The 22,208-nt window shown below is 68.6% G+C and carries 19 protein-coding genes; 18 read left to right on the forward strand and 1 reads right to left on the reverse strand.

What is annotated here, in order from left to right; translation table 11 throughout:
• Positions 1 to 108 precede the first annotated feature (108 nt).
• Positions 109 to 1,032: a l-ornithine N(alpha)-acyltransferase gene (gene olsB, locus ACZL02_RS16530; protein WP_472939347.1), complete on the forward strand. Its 924-nt coding sequence runs from the start codon at positions 109 to 111 to the stop codon at positions 1,030 to 1,032.
• A 182-nt stretch (positions 1,033 to 1,214) separates the two neighbouring features.
• Here olsB and ACZL02_RS16535 read toward each other — a convergent pair whose 3' ends face one another.
• A complete protein-coding gene (locus ACZL02_RS16535) occupies positions 1,215 to 1,514 on the reverse strand; it encodes a DUF1236 domain-containing protein (protein ID WP_472939348.1) in 300 nt (99 codons plus the stop codon).
• 317 nt (positions 1,515 to 1,831) lie between these two features.
• Here ACZL02_RS16535 and mutS point away from each other — a divergent pair, with 317 nt between their 5' ends.
• The 17 genes from mutS (at position 1,832) to lnt (ending at position 22,131) form a co-directional block, all read left to right on the forward strand.
• On the forward strand, positions 1,832 to 4,516 hold the full coding sequence (gene mutS, locus ACZL02_RS16540; protein WP_472939349.1) for a DNA mismatch repair protein MutS: 2,685 nt from the start codon (positions 1,832 to 1,834) through the stop codon (positions 4,514 to 4,516).
• Between the two features lie 271 nt (positions 4,517 to 4,787).
• Positions 4,788 to 7,586 carry a [protein-PII] uridylyltransferase gene (locus tag ACZL02_RS16545; RefSeq protein WP_472939604.1) on the forward strand — a complete coding sequence of 933 codons (2,799 nt, stop codon included), beginning with the start codon at positions 4,788 to 4,790 and terminating at the stop codon, positions 7,584 to 7,586.
• On the forward strand, positions 7,583 to 9,184 hold the full coding sequence (gene murJ / locus ACZL02_RS16550) for a murein biosynthesis integral membrane protein MurJ (RefSeq protein ID WP_472939350.1): 1,602 nt from the start codon (positions 7,583 to 7,585) through the stop codon (positions 9,182 to 9,184). Before ACZL02_RS16545 ends, murJ begins: the two co-directional genes overlap by 4 nt.
• 184 nt (positions 9,185 to 9,368) lie before the next feature.
• A complete protein-coding gene (locus tag ACZL02_RS16555) occupies positions 9,369 to 10,637 on the forward strand; it encodes an acyltransferase family protein (protein ID WP_472939351.1) in 1,269 nt (422 codons plus the stop codon).
• A 73-nt stretch (positions 10,638 to 10,710) separates the two neighbouring features.
• Complete coding sequence (gene trpS, locus ACZL02_RS16560) at positions 10,711 to 11,793, forward strand: tryptophan--tRNA ligase (protein ID WP_472939352.1); 1,083 nt, start codon at positions 10,711 to 10,713, stop codon at positions 11,791 to 11,793.
• Positions 11,794 to 11,846: 53 nt separating this feature from the next.
• Positions 11,847 to 12,131: a CopG family ribbon-helix-helix protein gene (locus ACZL02_RS16565; RefSeq protein WP_472939353.1), complete on the forward strand. Its 285-nt coding sequence runs from the start codon at positions 11,847 to 11,849 to the stop codon at positions 12,129 to 12,131.
• The gene (locus ACZL02_RS16570; RefSeq protein ID WP_472939354.1) at positions 12,128 to 12,439 is read left to right on the forward strand and encodes a type II toxin-antitoxin system RelE/ParE family toxin; all 312 of its coding nucleotides are present in this window, start codon (positions 12,128 to 12,130) and stop codon (positions 12,437 to 12,439) included. The genes ACZL02_RS16565 and ACZL02_RS16570 overlap by 4 nt, the downstream gene beginning before the upstream one ends.
• Positions 12,440 to 12,478: 39 nt before the next feature.
• Positions 12,479 to 12,970, forward strand: a complete 492-nt coding sequence (locus ACZL02_RS16575; RefSeq protein WP_472934378.1) for a universal stress protein — start codon at positions 12,479 to 12,481, stop codon at positions 12,968 to 12,970.
• A gap of 185 nt (positions 12,971 to 13,155) precedes the next feature.
• Complete coding sequence (locus tag ACZL02_RS16580) at positions 13,156 to 13,722, forward strand: NifU family protein (protein ID WP_472939355.1); 567 nt, start codon at positions 13,156 to 13,158, stop codon at positions 13,720 to 13,722.
• A 23-nt stretch (positions 13,723 to 13,745) separates the two neighbouring features.
• On the forward strand, positions 13,746 to 14,480 hold the full coding sequence (tsaB, locus tag ACZL02_RS16585) for a tRNA (adenosine(37)-N6)-threonylcarbamoyltransferase complex dimerization subunit type 1 TsaB (protein WP_472939356.1): 735 nt from the start codon (positions 13,746 to 13,748) through the stop codon (positions 14,478 to 14,480).
• An 87-nt stretch (positions 14,481 to 14,567) separates the two neighbouring features.
• On the forward strand, positions 14,568 to 15,092 hold the full coding sequence (locus ACZL02_RS16590) for a GNAT family N-acetyltransferase (RefSeq protein WP_472939357.1): 525 nt from the start codon (positions 14,568 to 14,570) through the stop codon (positions 15,090 to 15,092).
• Positions 15,093 to 15,247: 155 nt separating this feature from the next.
• Positions 15,248 to 16,102, forward strand: coding sequence for a lyso-ornithine lipid O-acyltransferase (olsA, locus tag ACZL02_RS16595; protein WP_472939358.1), 855 nt, complete (start codon positions 15,248 to 15,250; stop codon positions 16,100 to 16,102).
• A gap of 42 nt (positions 16,103 to 16,144) precedes the next feature.
• Positions 16,145 to 17,614, forward strand: a complete 1,470-nt coding sequence (miaB, locus tag ACZL02_RS16600; protein ID WP_472939359.1) for a tRNA (N6-isopentenyl adenosine(37)-C2)-methylthiotransferase MiaB — start codon at positions 16,145 to 16,147, stop codon at positions 17,612 to 17,614.
• Positions 17,611 to 18,657 carry a PhoH family protein gene (locus tag ACZL02_RS16605; RefSeq protein WP_472939360.1) on the forward strand — a complete coding sequence of 349 codons (1,047 nt, stop codon included), beginning with the start codon at positions 17,611 to 17,613 and terminating at the stop codon, positions 18,655 to 18,657. Before miaB ends, ACZL02_RS16605 begins: the two co-directional genes overlap by 4 nt.
• A 107-nt stretch (positions 18,658 to 18,764) precedes the next feature.
• Positions 18,765 to 19,286 carry an rRNA maturation RNase YbeY gene (ybeY, locus tag ACZL02_RS16610; RefSeq protein WP_472939605.1) on the forward strand — a complete coding sequence of 174 codons (522 nt, stop codon included), beginning with the start codon at positions 18,765 to 18,767 and terminating at the stop codon, positions 19,284 to 19,286.
• A gap of 137 nt (positions 19,287 to 19,423) precedes the next feature.
• Positions 19,424 to 20,341: a hemolysin family protein gene (locus ACZL02_RS16615; protein WP_472939606.1), complete on the forward strand. Its 918-nt coding sequence runs from the start codon at positions 19,424 to 19,426 to the stop codon at positions 20,339 to 20,341.
• 104 nt (positions 20,342 to 20,445) lie between these two features.
• Positions 20,446 to 22,131, forward strand: a complete 1,686-nt coding sequence (lnt, locus tag ACZL02_RS16620) for an apolipoprotein N-acyltransferase (RefSeq protein ID WP_472939361.1) — start codon at positions 20,446 to 20,448, stop codon at positions 22,129 to 22,131.
• Positions 22,132 to 22,208 lie beyond the last annotated feature (77 nt).

Here is a 22,208-nt window from a genome sequence, read left to right on the forward strand (position 1 = left end):
CTGCCGCGAATGGACGGCGGGCGCGTTTCGGTCACGAAAGCTTCGCGGAACGAATATAATTCGCTACAACAGGCGGCGGAACCGCAGGTGTCTGAGGTGGAGGGTCACATGAACCTATTGAGGACGGCCGACGCCACGCCGGGCTCCGGCGACCTGGGGCACTATCCGCTGGGCGCCGCGGTGCGCGCCTTCGTTCCAGCGCCGGTCCGCCGGATGAAGGGCCGCTTCGATCCGAATGGTCGCGTCCTCGGCCGCCTCGGCACGCTTGAGGTGCGCCTCGCCCGGTCGCGCGACGAGGTCAAGGCGGCGCAGCAGCTGCGCTACCATGTGTTCTACGAGGAGATGTCGGCCAAGCCCTCGGTGCTGCAGAAGCTCACCCGGCGCGACAAGGATACCTTCGACCGCTACTGCGATCACCTTCTGGTGGTCGACACCGCCCGCGGCGGCCGCCTCGCCGAGCAGATCGTCGGCACCTACCGGCTGATGCTGCCGGAAGCGGCGGCGATGGCCGGCGGTTACTATACCGAGCAGGAATTCCAGATCGCGCCGCTGATTGCCCGCCACCCCGGCAAGCGCTTCATGGAGCTCGGCCGCTCTTGCGTGCTGAAGCCCTATCGCGGCAAGCGCACGGTCGAGCTGCTCTGGCAGGGCATCATGGCCTATGTCCGCCAGCACCGCATCGACGTGCTGTTCGGCTGCGCCTCGCTGTCGGGTACCGACCCCGAAAGACTGGCGCTGCCGCTGTCGTTCCTGCGCTCCAACGCCTCGGCGCCGGCCGAATGGCGGGTCCTGGCGCAGCCGCACCGCGGCCTGCCGGTGGACGAGGACGTCGTCTGCGCCGACCCGCGCCGGGCGCTGGCCTCGCTGCCGCCGCTGCTGAAGGGGTATTTGAGGATAGGCGGCTATATCGGCGGCGACGCCGTGGTCGATGCGCAGTTCGGCACCACCGACGTGCTCGTGGTCGTCCCGGTCGCCAACATCGATCCGCGCTACATCGAATACTACGGGCCGGACTCGCGCTTCGCCGCCTGAGCGATAGAAGGCGGCGGCCAAGCCTTGCTGCGGTTTGGTCTCACACACCACAAGAGGCTGGGCGTTCAAGCCTCTTCCAGACTAGGCTTTCCCGGACTAAGCCTTCCCGGACGCGGCCTGAACGCGACGCAGCCCGAGGTCAGCCGCTCCGTCAGCCGCTCCGTCAGCGCGGAGGCGCGGCTCTACTGGCCGACGCGGACGACGCTGCGGGTGGTGACATCGACGATCACCGGCAGGCCGTTGTAGTAGAAGTAGGCGTAGCTCGCCTCGCCTTCGAGCGGCACCAGGTGGATCACCTCAGGCACGGTCTCGCCGAGCGTCGGCGCGAAGCGAAGGCTGGAATCGTCGACCGGGTTCTCGACCGCAAAATCATAGACGTTGACGCGCACGGCCGCCTTGGCGGGCTCCGCCGCCTGTCCATGCGCGATGCCGGTAAAGGCGAGCATTGTCAGGAGAGTGGTCAGCGACGGGCGGTGGGTCATGCGTTCCTCGGGGACTGGCAGGCGGACCAGATGGCCACCCGCACCGCCCCAATATAGAACGGCCCCCGCCGCTTGATAATGGCCGCGTGTGCGGCGCACGCAATTCTCTTGCAGTGTTGCTCTCGCCTCTTCCGGTGCGGCCACAACGGTGGACAGCGGGGCCGGGGCCTTTCCGCCGCCGCGCCCCACCGCTATGCCAGAGGTGCCACGCTGCCAGCGGCCCGCCGGAGGGCCGGCAGCCCGGCGGTCCGCCTTCGGAGCTGCTCTTTGAGGCGGCCTATCGGGGCAGAACTTCTAGGAGACGATCGATCGCCGCGATGAAAGAGGAGAACGCCCCGACGCCGATGATGGCGCAGTACATCGAGATCAAGGCGGCCAATCCCGATTGCCTGCTGTTCTACCGGATGGGCGATTTCTACGAGCTGTTCTTCGAGGACGCCGCCATCGCCTCGCGCGCGCTCGGCATCGCGCTGACCCGCCGCGGCAAGCACCAGGGCGAGGACATCCCGATGTGCGGCGTGCCGGTGGTCTCGTCCGACGACTACCTGCAGCGGCTGATCGGCCTCGGCCACCGCGTCGCGGTCTGCGAGCAGCTGGAGGATCCGGCCGAGGCGCGCAAGCGCGGTGGCAAGTCGCCGGTCAAGCGCGACGTCGTCCGCCTCGTCACCCCCGGCACCATCACCGAAGAGCGCCTGCTCGATCCCGGCCGGCCGAACTATCTGATGAGCCTTGCCCGCCTCGGCGGCTCGGGGCCGCAGGCCGAGTACGCGCTGGCCTGGGCCGATCTCTCGACCGGGCAGTTCACCGTCAAGGCGAGCGATGCGGCGCGGCTGTCGACCGACATGCTGGCGGTCGAGCCGTCGGAGATCATCGTCGCCGACACGGTGTTCCACGATGCGGCGCTGAAGCCGCTGTTTGCCCAGCTTCGCCAGCTTGCTCGGCCGGAGCCTGCCGTGCTCTTCGATGCCGCGACGGCCGCCGCGCGGCTCTGCCGCTTCTACGATGTCGCGACGCTCGACGGCTTCGGCGAGTTCGGCCGGGCGGAGCTTGCCGCGGCCGCCGCGCTCCTCGCCTATCTCTCGAAGACGCAGTTCGCCGCCAAGCCGGCTCTCGCGCGGCCCGAGCGCCTCGGCAGCAATGCGGTGATGCTGATCGACCCGGCGACCCGGGCGAGCCTCGAGCTGACCCGCTCGACCGACGGCAAGCGGCAGGGCAGCCTGCTCGCCACCATCGACCGCACCGCCACCGGCGGCGGCTCGCGCCTCCTCGCCCAGCGCCTCGCCGGCCCGCTGACGGCACCGGCGGCGATCCGGCGGCGGCTCGATGCGGTCGGCTTCTTCGCCGAGGAGCAAGGCCTGCGTGCGGGCCTGCGCGCGCTTCTGAAGACGCTGCCCGACACCGAGCGCGCGCTGTCGCGCCTGTCGCTCGAACGCGGCGGCCCGCGCGACCTTGCCGCCGTTCGCCACGGGCTCGCCGTCGCCCGCGAGATCGCCGCACTGCTCGCCGGCAAGCCGCTGCCGGACGAGCTCGGAGCTGCCGTCGCAGGGCTCGCGGCGCTGCCGGCCGGCATCGAGGGGGAGCTTGCCGGCATGCTGGCCGAGACCGTGCCGCTGCAGAAGCGCGACGGCGGCTTCATCCGCGACGGCGCCATTCCCGGGCTCGACGAGGCGCGCGCGCTGCGCGACCGCTCGCGCCGGGTGATCGCCGAGCTGCAGGGGCGCTATGCCGAGGAGACCGGCGTCCGCTCGCTGAAGATCAAGCACAACAACGTGCTCGGCTATTTCGTCGAGGTCTCCGAGGCGCATGCACCCTCGCTGAACGGCACCGACGCGCTGAAGGCGCGCTTCTTCCACCGCCAGACCATGGCGAACTGCCTGCGCTTCTCGACCGTGGAGCTCTCCGACCTCGAAAGCCGCATCGCCGGGGCCGCCGCCGAGGCGCTGGCGCTGGAACTCGCATCGTTCGAGACGCTGTCGGCGGTTATCGTCGCGGCCTCCGCGCCGCTGCAGCAGGCGGCCGAGGCGCTCGCCGTGCTCGACGTTTCCGCAGCGCTGGCGGAGCTTGCGCTGTCCGAGGCCTGGACCCGGCCGGAGGTCGACGACAGCCTCGCCTTCGCCATCGAGGGCGGCCGGCATCCGGTGGTCGAGGCGGCGCTGAAGGCGGGATCGGGCGATCCCTTCATCGCCAACGACTGCGACCTCTCGCCGCCGTCGGCCAGCGGCAAGGATTCCAAGGCCGGCGCGATCTGGCTGCTGACCGGCCCGAACATGGGCGGCAAGTCGACCTTCCTGCGCCAGAACGCGCTGATCGCCGTCCTCGCCCAGGCTGGCGCCTACGTGCCGGCGACCTCGGCGCATATCGGCGTCGTCGAGCGGCTGTTCTCGCGCGTCGGCGCGTCCGACGATCTGGCGGAGGGGCGCTCGACCTTCATGGTCGAGATGGTCGAGACCGCCGCGATCCTCAACCAGGCCGATGTGCGCACGCTGGTGATCCTCGACGAGATCGGCCGGGGCACCGCGACCTATGACGGCCTGTCGATCGCCTTTGCCGCGGTCGAGCACCTGCACGAGGCGAACCGCTGCCGGGCACTGTTCGCCACCCACTTCCACGAGATGACCGCGCTCTCGTCCCGCCTGAAGCGGCTGAAGAACGCCACCATGCGGGTGAAGGAGTGGGAGGGCGAGGTGATCTTCCTGCACGAGGTGAAGCCCGGCGTCGCCGACCGCTCCTACGGCGTCCAGGTGGCGAAGCTCGCCGGCCTGCCGCCGAGCGTCATCGACCGCGCGCGGCAGGTGCTGCATGAGCTGGAGAAGGGCGAGCAAGGCGAGAAGCGCACCGCCTTCATCGACGATCTCCCGCTGTTTGCCGCCGTTGCCCGGCGCGAGCCCGACAAGGTAGCCGAGCCGCCGGCGGCGCTGGCGGCGCTCGCCGGCATTAACCCCGACGAGATGAGCCCGCGCGAGGCGCTGGAGGCGCTCTACCGCCTGAAGTCGCTCGCCTGACGCGAAGCGGCGCGCCCACTCTGCGCTCTGCGCGTCGACAAGGACTGCAGGCGGGGCCGGCTTCTCGGCTGACGCGCTCCTCCGAGCGAGTGCCGCGACGGTTCGCATGGCGACGTTAACCGAAATGGCCTATACGCCCGGTCCGACGCTATTGATCCGAGGTCCGTCGCGGTGACGACGGGGCTGCGGCAGGACCGATGACATGCCGCTGGAAACCCGCAAGATCTCGCTGAAGGAAAACGCTCCGGCCGAGGGCGTGGCCGGCCTGCGCATGGGCGAGATCATCGACGTGCCCGCTCTGGTGCGCGACCTCGCCGCTTCGGCGGGCGCCGAGCCCGGCAGCGTCGCGCCAGCCAAGATGCGGGCCGACGTGCTCGCCCTCCTGAAGGACCGCATCGCCACCGGCCGCACCGCGGCGGAAGCCATGCTGTTCGAGGACGGCAGCGGCCTGTTCTGCGCCGCCCGGCTGTCGGCCCTGCAGGACGAGATCATCCGCGCGGTCTACGACTTCGCGCTCGAGCGCGTCTTCGTCGCCTCCAACCTCTCCTCCGGCGAGCGTGTCGCCGTGGTGGCCGTCGGCGGCTATGGCCGGGGGACGCTGGCGCCGGGCTCGGACATCGATCTCCTGTTCCTGCTGCCCTACAAGCAGACCGTCCTCGGTGAGCAGGTGCTGGAATTCCTGCTCTATCTGCTCTGGGATCTCGGCTTCAAGGTCGGCCACGCCACCCGGTCCGTGGAGGAGTGCATCAAGCTCGCCAAGACCGACTTCACCATCCGCACCGCGCTCCTGGAGCGCCGGCTGGTGGTCGGCGACCGCATGCTGCTGGAGGAACTCTCCGAGCGCTTCGACAAGGAAGTGGTGCAAGGCACCGCGCAGGAATTCGTCGCCGCCAAGCTTGCCGAGCGCGATGCCCGCCACACCAAGAGCGGCGACACCCGCTATCTCGTCGAGCCCAACGTCAAGGAGGGCAAGGGCGGCCTGCGCGACCTCAACACGCTGTTCTGGATCGCCAAGGACTACTACCGCGTCGAGACCTCGGAGGAACTCGTCGCCGCCGGCGTGTTCTCGCGGCGCGAGGCGCGCCTCTTCCGCAAGGCCGAGGATTTCCTCTGGGCGGTGCGCTGCCACATGCATTTCCTCACCGGCAAGGCCGAGGAGCGCCTGTCCTTCGACATCCAGCCGGAGATCGCCCGGCGGCTCGGCTACAATGCCCATCCGGGCATGCGCGACGTCGAGCGCTTCATGAAGCACTACTTCCTGATCGCCAAGGAGGTCGGCGACCTCACCGGCATCTTCTGCGCGGCGCTGGAGGAAGAGCAGGCGAAGGACTTGCCGGGCCTGAAGGGCTTCGTGCGCAGCCTTCGCAACCGAGCCCGAAAAATTCCCGGCACGCTCGACTTCCACATCGACAACAACCGCATCAACATCAGCGGCAAGGAGGTCTTCGAGAAGGATCCGGTCAACCTCATCCGGATCTTTGCGCTCGCTGCCGCGCTGAAGCTCGAATATCACCCGGATGCGCTGAAGCTGATCCGCCGCTCGCTGCGGCTGATCGGGCCGGCGCTGAGGGAGGATCCGGACGCCAACAGCCTGTTCCTCGACGTCCTCACCGACGTGACCGACCCGGAGCTGCATTTGCGGCGCATGAACGAGGCCGGCGTGCTCGGCCGCTTCATCCCGGATTTCGGCCGCATCGTCTCGATGATGCAGTTCAACATGTACCACCACTATACCGTCGACGAGCACCTGCTGCGCTCGGTCGCCATCCTCTCGCGGATCGAGAAGGGCGAGCTCGTCGCCGACCATCCGATGGCGAGCGAGATCGTCACCCCGCTGAAGGACCGCGTGCCGCTCTACGTGGCGCTGCTGCTGCACGACGTCGCCAAGGGGCGGCCGCAGGACCATTCGATCGCCGGCGCGAAGATCGCCCGCGAACTCTGCCCGCGCCTCGGCCTCGACGAGCGCGAGACCGAGCTCGTCGCCTGGCTGATCGAGGAGCACCTGGTGATGTCGATGACCGCCCAGCAGCGCGACCTCAACGACCGCAAGACGATCATCGACTTCGCCGAACGCGCCCAGACCCTCGACCGGCTGAAGCTGCTGACCGTGCTCACCGTCTGCGATATCCGCGCCGTCGGCCCCGGCGTCTGGAACGGCTGGAAGGGGCAGCTCCTGCGCACGCTCTACTACGAGACCGAGCTGATGCTGACCGGCGGCTTCTCGCAGTCCTCGCGCAAGCAGCGCTTCGCCCATGCCAAGGAGAAGCTCGCCGAGCGCCTCGCCGACTGGCCGGCGGCGGAGGCCGAGGCCTATGTCGAGCTGCATTACCAGAACTACTTCCTGACGACGCCGCTCGAGGAGCAGCGCCGGCATGCCGACTTCATCCGCCAGACGGGGGAGGGCGACGAGCAGCTGGCCACCATGGTGCGCACCGACGCCTACCAGGCGATCACCGAGATCACCGTTCTCGCGCCCGACCATCCGCGGCTGCTGTCGATCATCACCGGCGGCTGCGCGGCGGCCGGCGGCAACATCGCCGACGCGCAGATCTTCACCATGACCGATGGACGGGCGCTCGACGTCATCACCATCAACCGTGAATTTGCCGATGACGAGGACGAACTGCGCCGGGCCGAGCGGATCGGGCGCTACATCCGCGAGGTGCTGCAGGGCAAGCAGGGCATGCCGGACCTCATCGCCCAGCGCAAGAACGGCCGCGGCATGAAGCTGTTCTCGCTGAAGCCGCGCGTCACCGTCGACAACGCGCTGTCGAACCAGTTCACGGTGGTCGAGGTCGACGGCATCGACCGCCCGGGCCTCCTGTCCGACCTCACCAGCGCGCTCTCCGACCTCAGTCTCGACATCCGCTCGGCGCACATCTCCACCTATGGCGAGAAGGTGGTCGACGTGTTCTACGTCACCGACCTCATCGGCATGAAGATCGCCAGCCCCAGCCGCGTCGAGCGGATCGAGCAGCGCCTCACCTCGGTGTTCGAGAGCCCGGAGGGCGAGCTTTCCTCGCGCACCGCCATGCCCTCCACCAAAGCTTTCGGTTTCGCCGCCAAATGAGCCTGATCTCCAAATTTGCCACCGTCGGTGGCGCGACCCTCTTCTCGCGCGTCTTCGGCTTCGGCCGCGAGATGATGATGGCCTCGGCGCTCGGCATCGGGCCGGTTGCCGACGCGTTCAACCTCGCCTTCCGCTTCCCCAACCTCTTCCGCCGGCTGTTTGCCGAAGGCGCGTTCAACGCCGCCTTCATCCCGCTCTTCGCCCGCTCGCTGGAGGAAGACGGCGAGGAGGGCGCACGGGCCTTCGCGACGGAGATCTTCTCGACGCTCTTCGTCGTCCTCGCCGGCGTCACAGCCATTGCGATGGTGTTCATGCCCTTCCTCGTGCAGACGGTGATCGCGCCCGGCCTTGCCGCCTGCGTCGACGATCCCGCCAACGCCGCGCAAGCGATCTCCTGCGACGACCGCTTCGAGATCACCGTCGCCTTCTCGCGCATCATGTTCCCCTACCTCGCCTCGATGTCGCTGATGGCGATGGTGTCGGGCATCCTCAACGCCTTCCGCCGCTTCTTCGCCGCGGCAATCGCGCCGAGCCTCCTCAACTTCATCCTGATCGGCGTTCTCGCCTGGTGCCACTGGACCGGCGCCGACACCCGCACCATCGGCTTCCTGATGAGCTGGGGCGTGCTCGTCGCTGGCGTCGCGCAGCTGGCCGTCGTCACCTTCGCCATGCGGATGGCGGGCTTCGGCGTCTCGCTGCAGCGGCCGCGCTGGACCAAGGGCCTGAGGCGTCTCCTGATCCTCGCCGGGCCCGCCGCGCTGATCGGCGGCATCACCCAGATCAACCTCTTCGTCGGCCAGGCCATCGCCTCCTACAAGCCGGGCGCGGTGTCGATCCTCACCTATGCCGACCGGCCCTACCAGCTGCCGCTCGGCATGGTCGGCGTCGCCATCGGCGTCGTGCTGCTGCCCGAGCTTGCCCGGGCGCTGAAGGCCGGGCGCCTTGCCGAGGCGCAGCACACCCAGAACCGCAGCCTCGAATTTGCACTGTTCCTCACCGTCCCGGCGGCGGTGGCGCTGTTCCTGATCCCCGAGCCGATCATCCGGCTGATCTACGAGCGCGGCGCCTTCGATGCCGGAACCACCAAGGCTGTCGCCGACGTGCTCGGCCTCTACGCCCTCGGCCTGCCGGCTTTCGTGTTGATCAAGGTGTTCTCGCCCGGCTATTTCGCCCGCGAGGACACCCGCACGCCGATGATCGTCACATCGGCCTCGGCGGTCGGCAACATCGTGCTGTCGCTGATCCTCTTCTACTACTTCGCCGAGAAGGGCATCGCCTTGGCGACGACGCTCGCCGGCTGGATGAACGCGCTGCTGCTGTTCGAGGGCCTCCGCCGCAAGGGGCTCTGGCACCTCGACCGGCCGCTGGTGAAGCGCGGCGCCCTGGTCTTCGTCTCGGCCGGCCTGATGGGCATCGCCCTTGTCGGGCTCGAAGGGCTGACGCGGCCCTGGCTGGTGCCGAGCGCCAGCGTCGTCTCGCAGATCGCCGGCATCGGCGTCCTCGTTGGCGCCGCCATGGCCGTCTACTTCGCGCTGACGCTCGCGACCGGCGCCGTCGACCGCAACCTCGTGCTGAAGGTCGTGAAGCGCCGGCGCTGAGCGGAGGCCATCGCGCGCCTCCGGATCCCGGAGCGTTTCCCGGTCGGCGCGCCCGGCCACCGGATGTGTCGGCGTTTCGCTTGCCTGCCTACACGTTTAGCGGGTTAGCTCCGGTATATCTGCAACCATTTCATGTTCCGATGCGTCGACGTCCGGATGGGCCGGCCGCGCGGGAACGGCAGAGATGGCAGGCGAACGTGGCGAGCGACTGCACTATGTCGACGCGCTGAGGGTCGGGGCCTTCGGCGTCCTCATCCTCTATCACGCCTCCGCCGCCTTCTTTCCGGGGATGGTCTGGCTGGTCCACAGCGCCGAGACGAGCGCGCTCCTGGAGGCGGTGATGAACCAGCCGCGCGCCTGGCGGCTGCCGCTGCTGTTCTTCGTCGCCGGCATGGGCGCCTGCTTTGCCGCGTCCCGCACCCGTCCTTCCGTCTTTCTCGCCGAGCGCCTTCGCCGCCTTCTGCCGCCGCTGATGGCCGCCATGGCGCTTTTCGTCGTTCCGCAGGTCTGGTGCGAGCGGGTGATGGAGGAGGGTTACAAAGGCTCGCTCGCGACCTTCTGGCTGACGCGCTACTTCACCGAGGGCAAATACCCGGAGGGCAACATCACCTGGGCGCACATGTGGTTCGTCGGCTATCTCCTGGCGATCATGGTCGCCGTGGTGCCGCTGCTCCGATGGGCCACAAGGCCAGGCGGGCTTTCCGGCAAGCTCGAGCAAGCCGCCCGCGGCCCCTGGCTCTACGCCTTCTTCCTCGCGCCGCTGGCGCTGAACCTTGGCCTGTCGCCGTTCTTTCCGCGCCAGACCAACGCGCTCTACAATGACGGCGCCTGGTTCGCCACGTGGTCGGCCTGGTTCGGCCTCGGCTATGTCTTCGCCCGGCACCATGGGCCGCTCATCGGCCGCATCGTCGCCTTGCGCTGGCGCAGTCTCGGGCTCGCCGCGCTGCTCAGCGCCGTGTTGGCGGGCGTGTCGCTTGGCACCGCTGCAGCACCTTTCGTCGGCGGCTACGCGGAGATGCGGGCGCCGTTCAAGCTTTTGACCTTCGCCCTCGCCTGGTGGACGATCCTCGCCTTGGTCGGCTTCGCCGCCCGGCATCTGAACCGCCCGAGCCGCCTGCTCGCCTATCTCGGCGAGGGCGTGTTCGCCTTCTACATCATCCACCAGACGATCGTGGTGACCGGGCTCTATCTCCTCCTGCCGTGGTCGCTCGGGGTCGGGCCGACCTATGCCGCCCTCGTCGCGCTGACGGTGCTCGGCTGCCTCCTGTTCTACGAGCTCGGCCGACGTCTGCCGCCACCGCTGGCTCTGGCCTTCGGCATTCGCCCACGACGCTGGCCGGTACCGCTGGTGTCGCCGGCGGCACGGCGCGCCGCATCCGCGAGGAGCACCGCGCCATGCTCCGCCGGCAGCCGACAGGTGCTGCCAGCCTATGAGGCGGCCACCGAGCCTTGATCGCTTCCCCAGCGCCGTGCATATAGCCCGCCGATCCCCGGTCCTCTCCGCCGGGCGCGAAAGGGATGATCTGATGTCGGATGCGGCCTCGAACGGTTTCCAGCCGCGCGTCTTTTCCGGCGTGCAGCCCACGGGCAATCTCCATCTCGGCAATTATCTCGGTGCGATCCGCCGCTGGGTGGCACTGCAGGCGACGCATCCCTGCATGTTCTGCGTCGTCGACCTCCACGCCATCACCGTCTGGCAGGATCCGGCCCAGCTCGAGCGCTCGATCCGCGAGGTGACCGCCGCCTTCATCGCGTCGGGCATCGACGCCGAGAAGCACATCGTGTTCAACCAGAGCCGGGTGCCCGAGCATGCCGAGCTCGCCTGGATCTTCAACTGCACCGCGCGCATGGGCTGGCTCAGCCGCATGACGCAGTTCAAGGACAAGGCCGGCAAGGACCGCGAGAACGCCTCGGCCGGGCTCTTCGTCTATCCCGCGCTGATGGCCGCCGACATCCTCCTCTACCGCGGCACCCACGTGCCGGTCGGCGAGGACCAGAAGCAGCACCTGGAACTGACCCGCGACATCGCCGCCAAGTTCAACCACGACTTTGCCCACCGCATCGCCGAACTCGGCCTTGGCGTGCCGATGACGATGAACGACGCGCCCTCGACGGGCTTCTTCCCGATGACCGAGCCGTTGATCGAGGGCCCAGCGACGCGGGTGATGAGCCTGAAGGACGGGGCGAAGAAGATGTCGAAGTCCGACCCCTCGGACCTCTCGCGGATCAACCTCACCGACGACGCCGAGACCATCGCGCGCAAGATCCGCAAGGCCAAGACCGATCCCGACGCGCTGCCGTCGGCGGTCGAGGGCCTCGCCGGCCGGGCCGAGGCCGACAACCTCGTCGGCATTTTCGCCGCGCTGTCCGAGCGGACCAAGGCGGACGTCCTGTCGGAGTTCGGCGGCAAGCAGTTCTCGGCCTTCAAGCCGGAACTCGCGGACCTTGCCGTCGCCAAGCTCGGGCCGATCACCTCGGAGATGCGCCGCGTCCTCGCCGACCCCGGCGAGATCGACCGGGTGCTGTCGAAGGGCGCCGCCCGCGCCCGCGAGATCGCCGCGGTGACCATGGCCGACGTCAAAAGGATCGTCGGGCTCCTCGCCGACTGACTCGCCTATCCGCCGGCGTTTGCGTATCATTCAGCGAGCGACGGGGGCCGATCATGGCGAAGGCGAAGACCACGGTGACGATCGAGGGCAAGGCGGCGGAAAAGCTTGCCCGGCTTGCCGCGGAATCCGGCCGCAGCGAATCCTTCTACGTCGCCTACATGATCGAGGAATACGCAGCGCGCGAACTGCGGATCATCGGTGAGATGAAGGCCGCACGGGAGCGCGTCGCCAACGGCGAGGGCATTCCCCATGACGAGGTCATGGCCGAGATCGATGCGATCATCGAGGCGGCAAGATCTCGGGAGCCAAGGGCTGTTGGGCGTCGCGCCACGAAATGAGGCGCCTCGTCTGGGACGTGGATGCCCGGCGGGATTTTAGGGAGATCACGGCCTTCCTTGTGGACCGTGACGCAGATGTTGCAAGTCTTGTCCAACAGCGCCTAAGGGATGCCGTGATCCGCTTGGCTCGGTATCCAACCGGCCGACCAAGCCGCTTCACGGGCTTCTTCGAGAAGCGCGCGGAGGGTACGCCCTACATCATCGCCTATACGCTCGGCGACACTGTCATCACGATCACCCGGATCATCCACCAGCGTCGTGATTGGCCCATGGATGACTGGCCGGTGGACGACTGGCCGCAGCCCTGACGGCTTGCTCTCCACCGGCCCGCCTGCCATGTTCCCGCCATGGTTTCCAAGCGCATTGGCCGCGACGCAGGCGGCAAACGAAAATTCCTGGCGATCGTCGACGCGACGCCCGAATGCGGCCGCGCCGCCTCCTATGCCGCGCGCCGCGCCAAGGCGAGCGGCGGCGGGGCCGTGCTGCTCTACATCATCGAGGCCGAGGATTTCCAGCACTGGCTGGGGGTCGAGAAGATCATGCGCGCCGAGGCCGAGGCCGAGGCGAACTCGCGGCTGTCGAAGGTCGCCGAGGAAATCCGCGAATCCGTCGGCATCGAGCCCGAACTCGTGGTGCGCGAGGGCAAGACGGTCGAGGAGATCACCGCGGTGATCGAGGCCGACCGCGAGATCGCCATCCTGGTGCTCGCTGCCGGCGACAGCTCGGACGGCCCGGGTCCGCTGGTCTCCTCGATCGCCGGCAAGGCCGCCGCCTTCCCGATTCCGGTGACCATCGTTCCGGCGACGCTGACCGACGAGGACATCGAGAGCCTCTGCTGATCCCGGCACAGCCGGGGAGGTGCCGGTGAACGGCGGTGAACGGCACGTCGCCCTTTTGCTTCGCGGCGAACATCACTAGGTTAGTCTCAGTCATTTGCCTCACCGTCCGAACCTTGGCTGCGAAGCGAAGCCGGCCGGCCAAGAGCGCTTCCCGCAGGATCTAGGCATCCTCGAAAGGACGAAACATGTTCATCCAGACCGAAGTCACGCCGAACCCGGCGACGTTGAAGTTCCTGCCCGGCCGCGTCGTGCTCGACGAGGGCACGGCGGAATTCCTGTCGCCGGAGGATGCCGAGGTCCGCTCGCCGCTCGCCGCCCGCCTGATGGCGGTGGACGGCGTGACCGGCGTCTTCTTCGGCTATGATTTCGTCACCGTCTCGAAGGACGGGCCGGAATGGCAGCACCTGAAGCCGGCGATCCTCGCGGGCCTCATGGAGCATTTCATGTCGAATGCGCCGGTGATGGCCGAGAATGGCGCAGCTGCCGAGTCCGACAGTGGCGAGGAGTTCTTCGAGCCGGAGAGCGCCGGCATCGTCTCGACCATCAAGGAACTGCTGGAGACCCGCGTCCGTCCGGCCGTGGCTCAGGATGGCGGCGACATCACCTTCCGCGGCTTTCGCGACGGGACGGTGTTCCTCAACATGCGCGGCTCCTGCGCCGGCTGTCCGTCTTCGACCGCGACGCTGAAGCACGGCATCCAGAACCTCCTTCGCCACTTCATCCCCGAGGTCGAATCCGTCGAGGCGGTGTGAGCCTAGCGCCAGACTCCGCAGCCATGCCGCCGATCCTTCTTTGCATCGACACCGCGGGCCCGCGCTGTGCCGTGGCGCTCTGCGACATGGAGACCGGCGCAATCCTGTCGTCGGTCGAGCCGGACATCGGGCGCGGCCATGCCGAGGTGCTGATCGGCCTCGTCGACGAATGCCTGGCGACCGCCGGGGTCGTCTATGCCGACATCGGCAAGATTGCCGTCGTGGTCGGCCCTGGTTCCTTCACGGGGCTGCGTGTCGGTGTCGCGGCGGCCAAGGGGCTCGCGCTGGCGCTCGGCGTTCCCGCCATCGGCATCTCCAGCCTCGAAGCCCTTGCCGAGCCGCACCGTGGCGCCGGCAGACCCCTCCTTGCGGTCATTGATGCCAAGCGCAACGAGGTCTACGCCGCGCTCTTTGCGGCGGATGGCCGGGTGGTGGCCGAGCCACGGGCGCTCGACCCGCTGGATCTCCCCGCCTTTCTCGAAGGCGCCGGAGCCGGAGAGGTGAGCCTTCTGATCGCCGGAAGCGGCGCGGCCATCGCCGCCACGGCCTTGCCGGGCGTGCCGAGCGAGACCGTCAACCCCGCCGGCGACACCGAGATCGCCGCCGTCGCCCGGCTTGGCCGGCAGAGGCGTGCAGGCGCGCCGGTCCGGCCGCTCTACCTCCGCGGTGCCGACGCCAAGCCACAAGCGGCGACGGGGATCTCGCATAGGCCAGCCGATTCGATCTTGCCGGGGCCGGCTGCCGCAAGCTTGCCGTAACGCCTCGGCTGTACGATCCTCGTAAGGGTGGGCATGACGGGATTTCTTGCGGTGCGACCGCGGGAGATCGATAGGAAAGGCGCGGCCATGTATTGGTATCTGCCGTGGGTGTGGACGGTCTCGTTCTGGGACGGCCTGGTTCATCAGGGCCAGCTGGTCGCCATGCCGCTCGAGCTCGACGACATCGATTTTGCCGCCGAGCTGCACAGCGAGGCGTTTGCGCGGCCCTGGTCCGGCGACGAGTTCGCCGCCCTCCTGTCGCAGGCCGGCACCTTCGGCTTCGTCGTCCGCCGTGTCGGCGATACGCGCCACCCGCCGGTGGGCGTCGTCCTCGCCAGGACCATGGCGGGCGAGGCCGAGATCCTGACCATCGTCGTGTCGAAGAAGAGCCGCCGCCAGGGTGTCGGGCGGCTGCTGATGGATGCCGTCCTGCAGCGACTGCACGCCGATCGCACCGAGGCGCTGTTTCTGGAGGTCGACGAGGAGAATACGGGCGCGCTGGCGCTCTATCGCCGGCTGCGTTTTGCCGAGGTCGGCCGCCGTCCCGCCTATTATGTCGATGCGAGCGGCCGCAAGACCAGCGCGCTTGTCCTCAAGCGGGCGCTTCGCTAAACGCCTTTTGAAACAGGGGCGAAACAGGGGCGAACCCGGCCCGAAAGAGGGCGACCGCGCGGCATGGCGATGCAGATCCTTGATCCGGCGAGCGACGGCGGACGCGGCCCGGTCGTGATCGGCACCGGCCGCGGCCTGCCCGCGGCAGGAGCCGCTTGATGGCCCGGTTGCGGATCGCCTTGATGGTGGTGGTGCTGACGGTGCTGACGCTGGTCAGCCTGCCGCTGCAGGCGCTGGCGATTCGCTTCGACTGGCCGATCGCGCGCTTCCTGCCCTGGCTGTGGCACCGTATCGCCTGTCCGCTGGCGGGTTTGCGCGTCATCGTCCGCGGCACGCCGGCTTCGGCGCGGCCGCTGATGCTCGTCGCCAACCACCAGTCCTGGGCCGACATCATCGCCCTCGGCCATGTCATGCCGCTGTCCTTCATCGCCAAGTCGGAGGTGCGGGACTGGCCGGCCTTCGGGCTTCTGGCCCGGCTGCAGCGGACGATCTTCGTCGAGCGCGACGCCCGTCACCGCACGGCCGACCAGGCGCATGCCATCGCCGACCGGCTGACCGCAGGGGATGCGATGGTGCTGTTCGCGGAAGGGACGACCTCGGACGGCAACGAGGTGCTGCCGTTCAAGACCGCACTGTTCGGGGCCGCGCAGGCGGCGCTGCGCCGTTCGGACGCCGGTGCGGTGGCGATCCAGCCGGTGGCGATCGCCTATGTCCGCGCGCACGGCCTGCCGCTCGGCCGGTTCTTCCGCCCGCTCGCCGCCTGGCCGGGCGATGTCAGCCTTGCGCCCCACCTGCTGCGCTTCCTCCAGGAAGGCGCCATCGACGTCGAGATCAGTTTCGCCGAGCCGATCGTCTTCACCGGCGAGAGCGACCGCAAGGCGGTGGCGCGGGCGGCCGAGAGCGCGGTGCGGCACATGATGGCCGAGAGCCTGGCGGGGCACGCGGAGCGGGCGGATCGGCGCCTTGCGGCGCCGACGCCGCAATCGGCGCTTGCGTCCGGCCCCGGCTGAGCCGATATAGAAAGCCTGCTGACAGGTCTTCCAGAAGGGCGCATGACCTCAAGACTCGACGATGCTTTCCCGGCCCTGGCCGGCGACGACGCCCTGACGCCGGTGCTCGGCGGTTTGACCGTCGGGGCTCCGCCCGCCCGCAAGGTCTTCATCAAGACCTATGGCTGCCAGATGAACGTCTATGATTCGCAGCGGATGGGCGATGCCCTCGCGAGCGACGGCTATGCGCCGACCGAGACGATCGAGGATGCCGACCTTGTCCTCCTCAACACCTGCCATATCCGCGAGCGTGCCGCCGAGAAGATCTATTCGGAGCTCGGCCGCATCCGCCAGATGAAGGCCGAGCATGCGAGCGTCGGGCGTACGCTCAACGTCGTCGTCGCCGGCTGCGTGGCGCAGGCGGAGGGGCGCGAAATCCTCGGACGCTCGCCGGTCGTCGACCTCGTCATCGGCCCGCAGACCTATCACCGCCTGCCGCAGGCGCTGGCCCGCGTCGCCAAGGGCGAGCGCGTGGTCGAGACCGACTATGCCGTCGAGGACAAGTTCGAGCACCTGCCGGCCTCCACCGCCAGGCAGACCCGCACCCGCGGCGTCACAGCCTTCCTGACGGTGCAGGAGGGCTGCGACAAGTTCTGCACCTTCTGCGTTGTGCCCTATACCCGGGGCGCCGAGGTGTCGCGGCCGACCGCGCAGATCATCGAGGAAGCGCGGAGCCTTGCGGCAGCGGGCGTGCGCGAGATCACCCTGCTCGGGCAGAACGTCAACGCCTGGTATGGCGAGCACGACGGGGCCGAGATCGGTCTTGGCCAACTGCTGCGCGCGCTGTCCGACATCCCCGGCATCGCCCGGCTGCGCTACACGACCTCGCACCCGCGCGACATGGCCGACGATCTGATCGAGGCCCACCGCGATCTCCGCACCTTGATGCCCTACCTGCACTTGCCGGTGCAGTCGGGCTCCGACCGCATCCTCAAGGCGATGAACCGGCGCCACAAGGCCGCCGACTATCTGGCGCTGATCGAGCGGATCCGCGCGACGCGGCCGGGCATCGCGATCTCCGGCGACTTCATCGTTGGCTTCCCCGGCGAGACCGAGGAAGATTTCCAGGCGACGCTCGATCTGGTGCGGGCGGTCAACTACGCCTCGGCCTTCTCGTTCAAATACTCGCCGCGCCCGGGAACGCCGGGCGCGCTGCTGCCCGATCACGTGCCGGAGGCGGTGATGTCGGAGCGGCTGGAGCGCCTGCAGGCGCTTCTGCGCGACCAGAACCTCGCCTTCATGGCCTCGCTGGTCGGAGAGGAGATCGAGGTTCTCATCGAGAAGCCCGGCCGCTATCCGCACCAGCTGGTCGGACGCTCGCCCTATCTGCAGCCCGTCGTCCTGCCGGTTTCGGCGGGCGCGATCGGCGACGTGGTGACGGTGCGGATCGAGGGGCTTCTGGCGAACTCGCTGATGGCCGCAGGGGCGAGCCCCGCCGAGACTGAAACCCGCCTGTTGAGGAAGAGCGCATGAAGGCTGTCCGTGGAGCTTCCTCGCCGTCCGGTGCCTCCGACATGGCGCACATCGTCCTCACCTACGAGGACAACCGTCTGGCGAGCTCCCTCTTCGGCCAGTTCGACCAGAACCTTGCCTTGATCGAGCAGAAGCTCGGCGTCGACGCGCGGACCCGCGGCAACACCGTCGAGCTGCGCGGCGAGCGCACGGCCAGCGAGCAGGCGCGCCGGGCGCTCGACACGCTCTATGCCCGGCTGCAGTCCGGCGGCGAGGTGCAAGGCTCCGACGTCGAGGGCGCCATCCGCATGGCTATCGCCCAGGACGACCAGCTGGTCCTGCCGACGCTCGAGAAGAAGGGCCGGCTGTCGCTCGCCTCGATCGCCACCCGCAAGAAGACCATCCACGCCCGCACGGCGACCCAGGACGCCTACATGCGCGCCCTCGACCGGGCGGAGCTGGTGCTCGGCGTCGGCCCGGCCGGTACCGGCAAGACCTATCTCGCCGTCGCCCATGCCGCGATGCTGCTGGAGCGCGGTCAGGTCGACCGCATCGTCCTTTCGCGCCCTGCGGTGGAGGCGGGCGAGCGGCTCGGCTTCCTGCCCGGCGACATGAAGGACAAGGTCGATCCGTATCTGCGCCCGCTCTACGACGCGCTCTACGACATGATCCCGGCAGAGAAGGTCGAGCGGGCGCTGGCCGCTGGCGCCATCGAGGTGGCACCGCTCGCCTTCATGCGCGGCCGGACCCTCTCCAACTGCTGCGTCATCCTCGACGAGGCGCAGAACACCACGTCGATGCAGATGAAGATGTTCCTGACGCGGCTCGGCGAGAACGCCCGCATGGTCGTCACTGGTGATCCCTCGCAGATCGACTTGCCGCCCGGCCAGAAGTCGGGCCTCGTCGAGGCGATGCGGGTGCTCGCCGATATTCCGAACGTCGTCACCGTCCGCTTCGAGTCCAAGGACGTGGTGCGCCACCATCTGGTGCAGGCGATCGTCGAGGCCTACGAGTCGGATGCCACGCGGGGGCGTCCCCCGGTGCTGGCCGGCGACCGGTCGTGAGCCCGGTCCCGCAACCCAGCGCCCCGTCCGGCGGGCCCGATAGTTCCGACGGCGATTTCGCCGGCGCCGACGGTGCCTATTCGGTAGAAGGCGGCGACTTTGCCGGCCTGTCGATCCTCGTCACCGTCGAGGACGACGCCTGGCTGGCGCAGGGCCTCGGCGACCTGCCGGCGCTGGTACGAAAATGCGTCATTGCCGCCGCCCGCGTCGCAGAGGTTCCGGCCGACGTGGTGACCGAGTTCAGCGCGACCTTCACCGACGATGCCGCGGTGAAGCTGCTCAACGCCGAATGGCGCGGCAAGGACAAGCCGACCAACGTTCTCTCCTTTCCCATGCTCGACCTCGTCCCGGGCGACCGCCCCGGTGCGATGCTCGGCGACATCGTCCTCGCCCGCGAGACGGTGATGGCCGAGGCGCAGAGCGAGGAAAAATCGCTCAACGATCATTTCTGTCATCTCGTCGTGCACGGCTTCCTGCATTGTCTCGGTTTCGATCACGTCGATCCCGAGGATGCCGACGAGATGGAAGGCCTCGAGATCGACATCCTGGCCGATCTCGGCATTGCAGATCCCTATGCTGCGGCGGGTGCGCCGATCGATGAAACGGAGAGAACGGCAGACCGACGATGAGCCAGAGCAACACCGACACCGCCGGCGGCATCGACGCCAACCGGCCAGAAACCGGCGGCGAGCCGCAGACCGACGACCGAAGTCCCGCCGAGCGACGGGAACCGGCGTGGCCGGGTTTCATCGCCGGCGTCCTCGCGATGCTGAAGCCGCGCGTGCCGGCCATGCTGCGCACGGATCTTGCCGAGGCGCTTCTGGATGAGTCCGGCGACGGCGCCTTCTCGTCCGATGAACGGGCGATGCTGAAGAACATTCTTCGCCTGCGGGAAGTTCGGGTCGAGGACGTGATGGTGCCTCGCGCCGAGATCGAGGCGGTGGAGATCACCGCAACGCTCGGCGAATTGATGCGGTCTTTCGAGTCCAGTGGCCATTCGCGCATGCCGGTCTACGGCGACGATCTCGACGATCTCCGCGGCATGGTGCACATCCGCGACGTGCTCGCGCACATCACCGGCACGGCCGGGCTCGGCAGCTCGGCGGAGGTGGCGGAAGCCGCGGGCGATCCGACCGGCGGCCTCGACCTGCAGCGGGTCGACCTCTCGCTCGAGATCGGCACCCTCGGCATCATCCGCGAAGTGCTGTTCGTGCCGCCATCGATGCTGGCCTCCAACCTGATGGCGCGGATGCAGGCGACGCGCACGCAGATGGCGCTGGTCATCGACGAATATGGCGGCACCGACGGGCTGGTCTCGCTCGAGGACGTCATCGAGATGGTGGTCGGCAACATCGAGGACGAGCACGACACCGAGGAGGTGCTGATCACCGCGCGCGGCGACGGCGTCTACTTCGCCGATGCGCGCGCCGACCTGCAGGACGTGCGCAAGCTCGTCGGCAGCGACTTCGACGTGACCGCCTTCGAGGAAGAGGCCGATACGATCGGCGGCCTGCTGTTCTACGCGCTCGGCCGCGTGCCGACCCGCGGCGAGGTGGTGCAGGCGATGTCGGGCTTCGAGTTCCAGGTGCTCGAGGCCGATCCGCGCCGGGTGCTGAGCGTCCTCATCCTGCGCAAGCCGCTGACGGGCAGCCACGCCCACCCGCTTCCCGGCCTGAACAGCTGACCCGGCGCTGACGCGGCACCGCCAAGCCGCTTGGCGGACGGCGGCGGGCGTGCTTGAACGACCCGCCCGCCGTTGCGGCCTGGGGCTATTCGGGATGCTTTGAAATGCGCAGACTGGCCGAACGGATTGTCCTGCTCGACGGCTGGCGCCGGGCTTTGCTCGCCGTGTTCGCCGGTGCCGTCGCTGCGCTTGGGCTTGCGCCGGTCAACCTCATTGCTGCCGGCTTCCTGGCGTTTCCGCTGCTCGTGCTCCTGCTCGACGGGGCCGCCGGCGATCCCGGCCGGAGCTGGCTGCGCCGGTTGTTGCCGGCTTTCCGGATCGGCTGGCTGTTCGGCTTCGGCTATTTCGTCGCCGGGCTCTGGTGGCTCGGCGCCGCCATGCTGAACGACGGCGACGCTTTCCTCTGGGCAATCCCGCTGGCCGTCCTGGTGCTGCCGGCGATCCTCGCCCTCTATTTCGGCCTCGGGGCCATGCTCGCCCGCGCGTTCTGGAGCGATGGCTCGGCCCGGATCCTCGTCCTCGCCGGCAGCCTGTCGGCGGTCGAGGTGCTGCGCGGCCTGCTGTTCACCGGCTTTCCCTGGAACGAGATCGGCATGCTCGCCGCGCCCGTGCCGCTCTTGATGCAGTCGGTATCGGTGGTCGGCCTGCATGGCCTGACGCTCGGCGCCGTCATCGTCTTCTCCGCCCCGGTGCTGCTGGTGCTCGGCGGCCGCGGCAGGCTGGCGTTCGGCCTGGCGCTGGTGCTCGTCGCCGCGCATCTCGGCTACGGCGCCTGGCGGCTGCAGAATGCGGAGACGCGGTTCGTCGACAATGTCCGATTGCGCGTCGTGCAGCCCAACATTCCGCAGACCGAGAAATGGGACGAAGCCGAGGCCGACCGCATCTTCGACCGATTGATCACGCTGACCGAGATGCGGGGCGAGACGCCGGCGGCTGGCGAGGCGACGCCTACGGATGCCGCTCCGGCCGTCGAGGGGCTATCCGGTGAAGGCGAGGGGGCGCCAGCGACGGGCAGTGCCCCGGCACTGCCTGAAACGCCGCCGCGCACGCTGGTGATCTGGCCGGAGTCTGCCTTCCCCTTCCTGCTCACCGATCGCCCCGACGCCATCGCCCGCCTTGCCGACGTGCTGCAGCCTGGCGAGACGCTGATCGCCGGCGCTGCCCGGGTGGAGTACGTCGCCGCCGGTCGGCCGCTGGTCTACAACTCGGTCTACGTCATCGACGACAACGGGGAGATCCGGGACGCCCGCGACAAGGTGCATCTGGTGCCTTTCGGCGAGTACCTGCCGTTCCAGGCCTTCCTCGAAGGCCTCGGCTTCCGCCAGCTGGCGAAGCTGCCGGGCGGCTTCTCGGCCGGGCCCGAGCGTCATCCCGTGCCGCTGGAAGGCCTGCCGTCCTTCCTGCCGCTGATCTGCTACGAGATCATCTTCCAGGACGAGATCAAGGCGACCGACGGCGCCGGCTTCATCATCAACGTCACCAACGATGCCTGGTACGGCGCGACGCCCGGTCCCTACCAGCACCTGCGGCAGGCCGAGATCAGCGCCGTCGCTTTCGGGCTGCCGCTGGTGCGCAGCGCCAATACCGGCATCTCCGTGGTCAGCGACGGCTATGGCCGGGTGGTGGAAGGCCTCGCTCTCGGCTCGGCCGGCGTGGTGGCCTCAGGCCTCCCGCAGGCCCTCCCGCCGACGATCTTTTCACGTCAAGGCAATGCCCTGTTTTGGTATTTGTTTGCAACGACATGGGCGCTGGGGTGGGCATGTGCGGTGAGGAATGCCCGTGAGGATTGATTGACACTCTCGACATGCAACGCATACGCCGATGCCAGCAGTTGTTTTTGCCCCCTCCGCCATTGCAGTATCTTTGT

The sequence above is a fragment of the Mesocryomonas fontinalis genome (genome assembly GCF_055730125.2).

Excerpts from the sequence above, each read along its gene's own strand:
- olsB (WP_472939347.1), top strand. The coding sequence starts at position 109 with ATGAACCTATTGAGGACGGCCGACGCCACGCCGGGCTCCGGCGACCTG.
- ACZL02_RS16575 (WP_472934378.1), top strand. The coding sequence starts at position 12,479 with ATGGTTTCCAAGCGCATTGGCCGCGACGCAGGCGGCAAACGAAAATTC.
- ACZL02_RS16555 (WP_472939351.1), top strand. The coding sequence starts at position 9,369 with ATGGCAGGCGAACGTGGCGAGCGACTGCACTATGTCGACGCGCTGAGG.
- miaB (WP_472939359.1), top strand. The coding sequence starts at position 16,145 with ATGACCTCAAGACTCGACGATGCTTTCCCGGCCCTGGCCGGCGACGAC.
- ACZL02_RS16545 (WP_472939604.1), top strand. The coding sequence starts at position 4,788 with ATGGGCGAGATCATCGACGTGCCCGCTCTGGTGCGCGACCTCGCCGCT.
- trpS (WP_472939352.1), top strand. The coding sequence starts at position 10,711 with ATGTCGGATGCGGCCTCGAACGGTTTCCAGCCGCGCGTCTTTTCCGGC.
- murJ (WP_472939350.1), top strand. The coding sequence starts at position 7,583 with ATGAGCCTGATCTCCAAATTTGCCACCGTCGGTGGCGCGACCCTCTTC.
- ACZL02_RS16605 (WP_472939360.1), top strand. The coding sequence starts at position 17,611 with ATGAAGGCTGTCCGTGGAGCTTCCTCGCCGTCCGGTGCCTCCGACATG.
- ACZL02_RS16590 (WP_472939357.1), top strand. The coding sequence starts at position 14,568 with ATGTATTGGTATCTGCCGTGGGTGTGGACGGTCTCGTTCTGGGACGGC.
- ACZL02_RS16570 (WP_472939354.1), top strand. The coding sequence starts at position 12,128 with ATGAGGCGCCTCGTCTGGGACGTGGATGCCCGGCGGGATTTTAGGGAG.
- ACZL02_RS16565 (WP_472939353.1), top strand. The coding sequence starts at position 11,847 with ATGGCGAAGGCGAAGACCACGGTGACGATCGAGGGCAAGGCGGCGGAA.
- ACZL02_RS16580 (WP_472939355.1), top strand. The coding sequence starts at position 13,156 with ATGTTCATCCAGACCGAAGTCACGCCGAACCCGGCGACGTTGAAGTTC.
- ACZL02_RS16615 (WP_472939606.1), top strand. The coding sequence starts at position 19,424 with ATGCTGAAGCCGCGCGTGCCGGCCATGCTGCGCACGGATCTTGCCGAG.
- mutS (WP_472939349.1), top strand. The coding sequence starts at position 1,832 with ATGAAAGAGGAGAACGCCCCGACGCCGATGATGGCGCAGTACATCGAG.
- ACZL02_RS16535 (WP_472939348.1), bottom strand. The coding sequence starts at position 1,514 with ATGACCCACCGCCCGTCGCTGACCACTCTCCTGACAATGCTCGCCTTT.
- tsaB (WP_472939356.1), top strand. The coding sequence starts at position 13,746 with ATGCCGCCGATCCTTCTTTGCATCGACACCGCGGGCCCGCGCTGTGCC.
- lnt (WP_472939361.1), top strand. The coding sequence starts at position 20,446 with ATGCGCAGACTGGCCGAACGGATTGTCCTGCTCGACGGCTGGCGCCGG.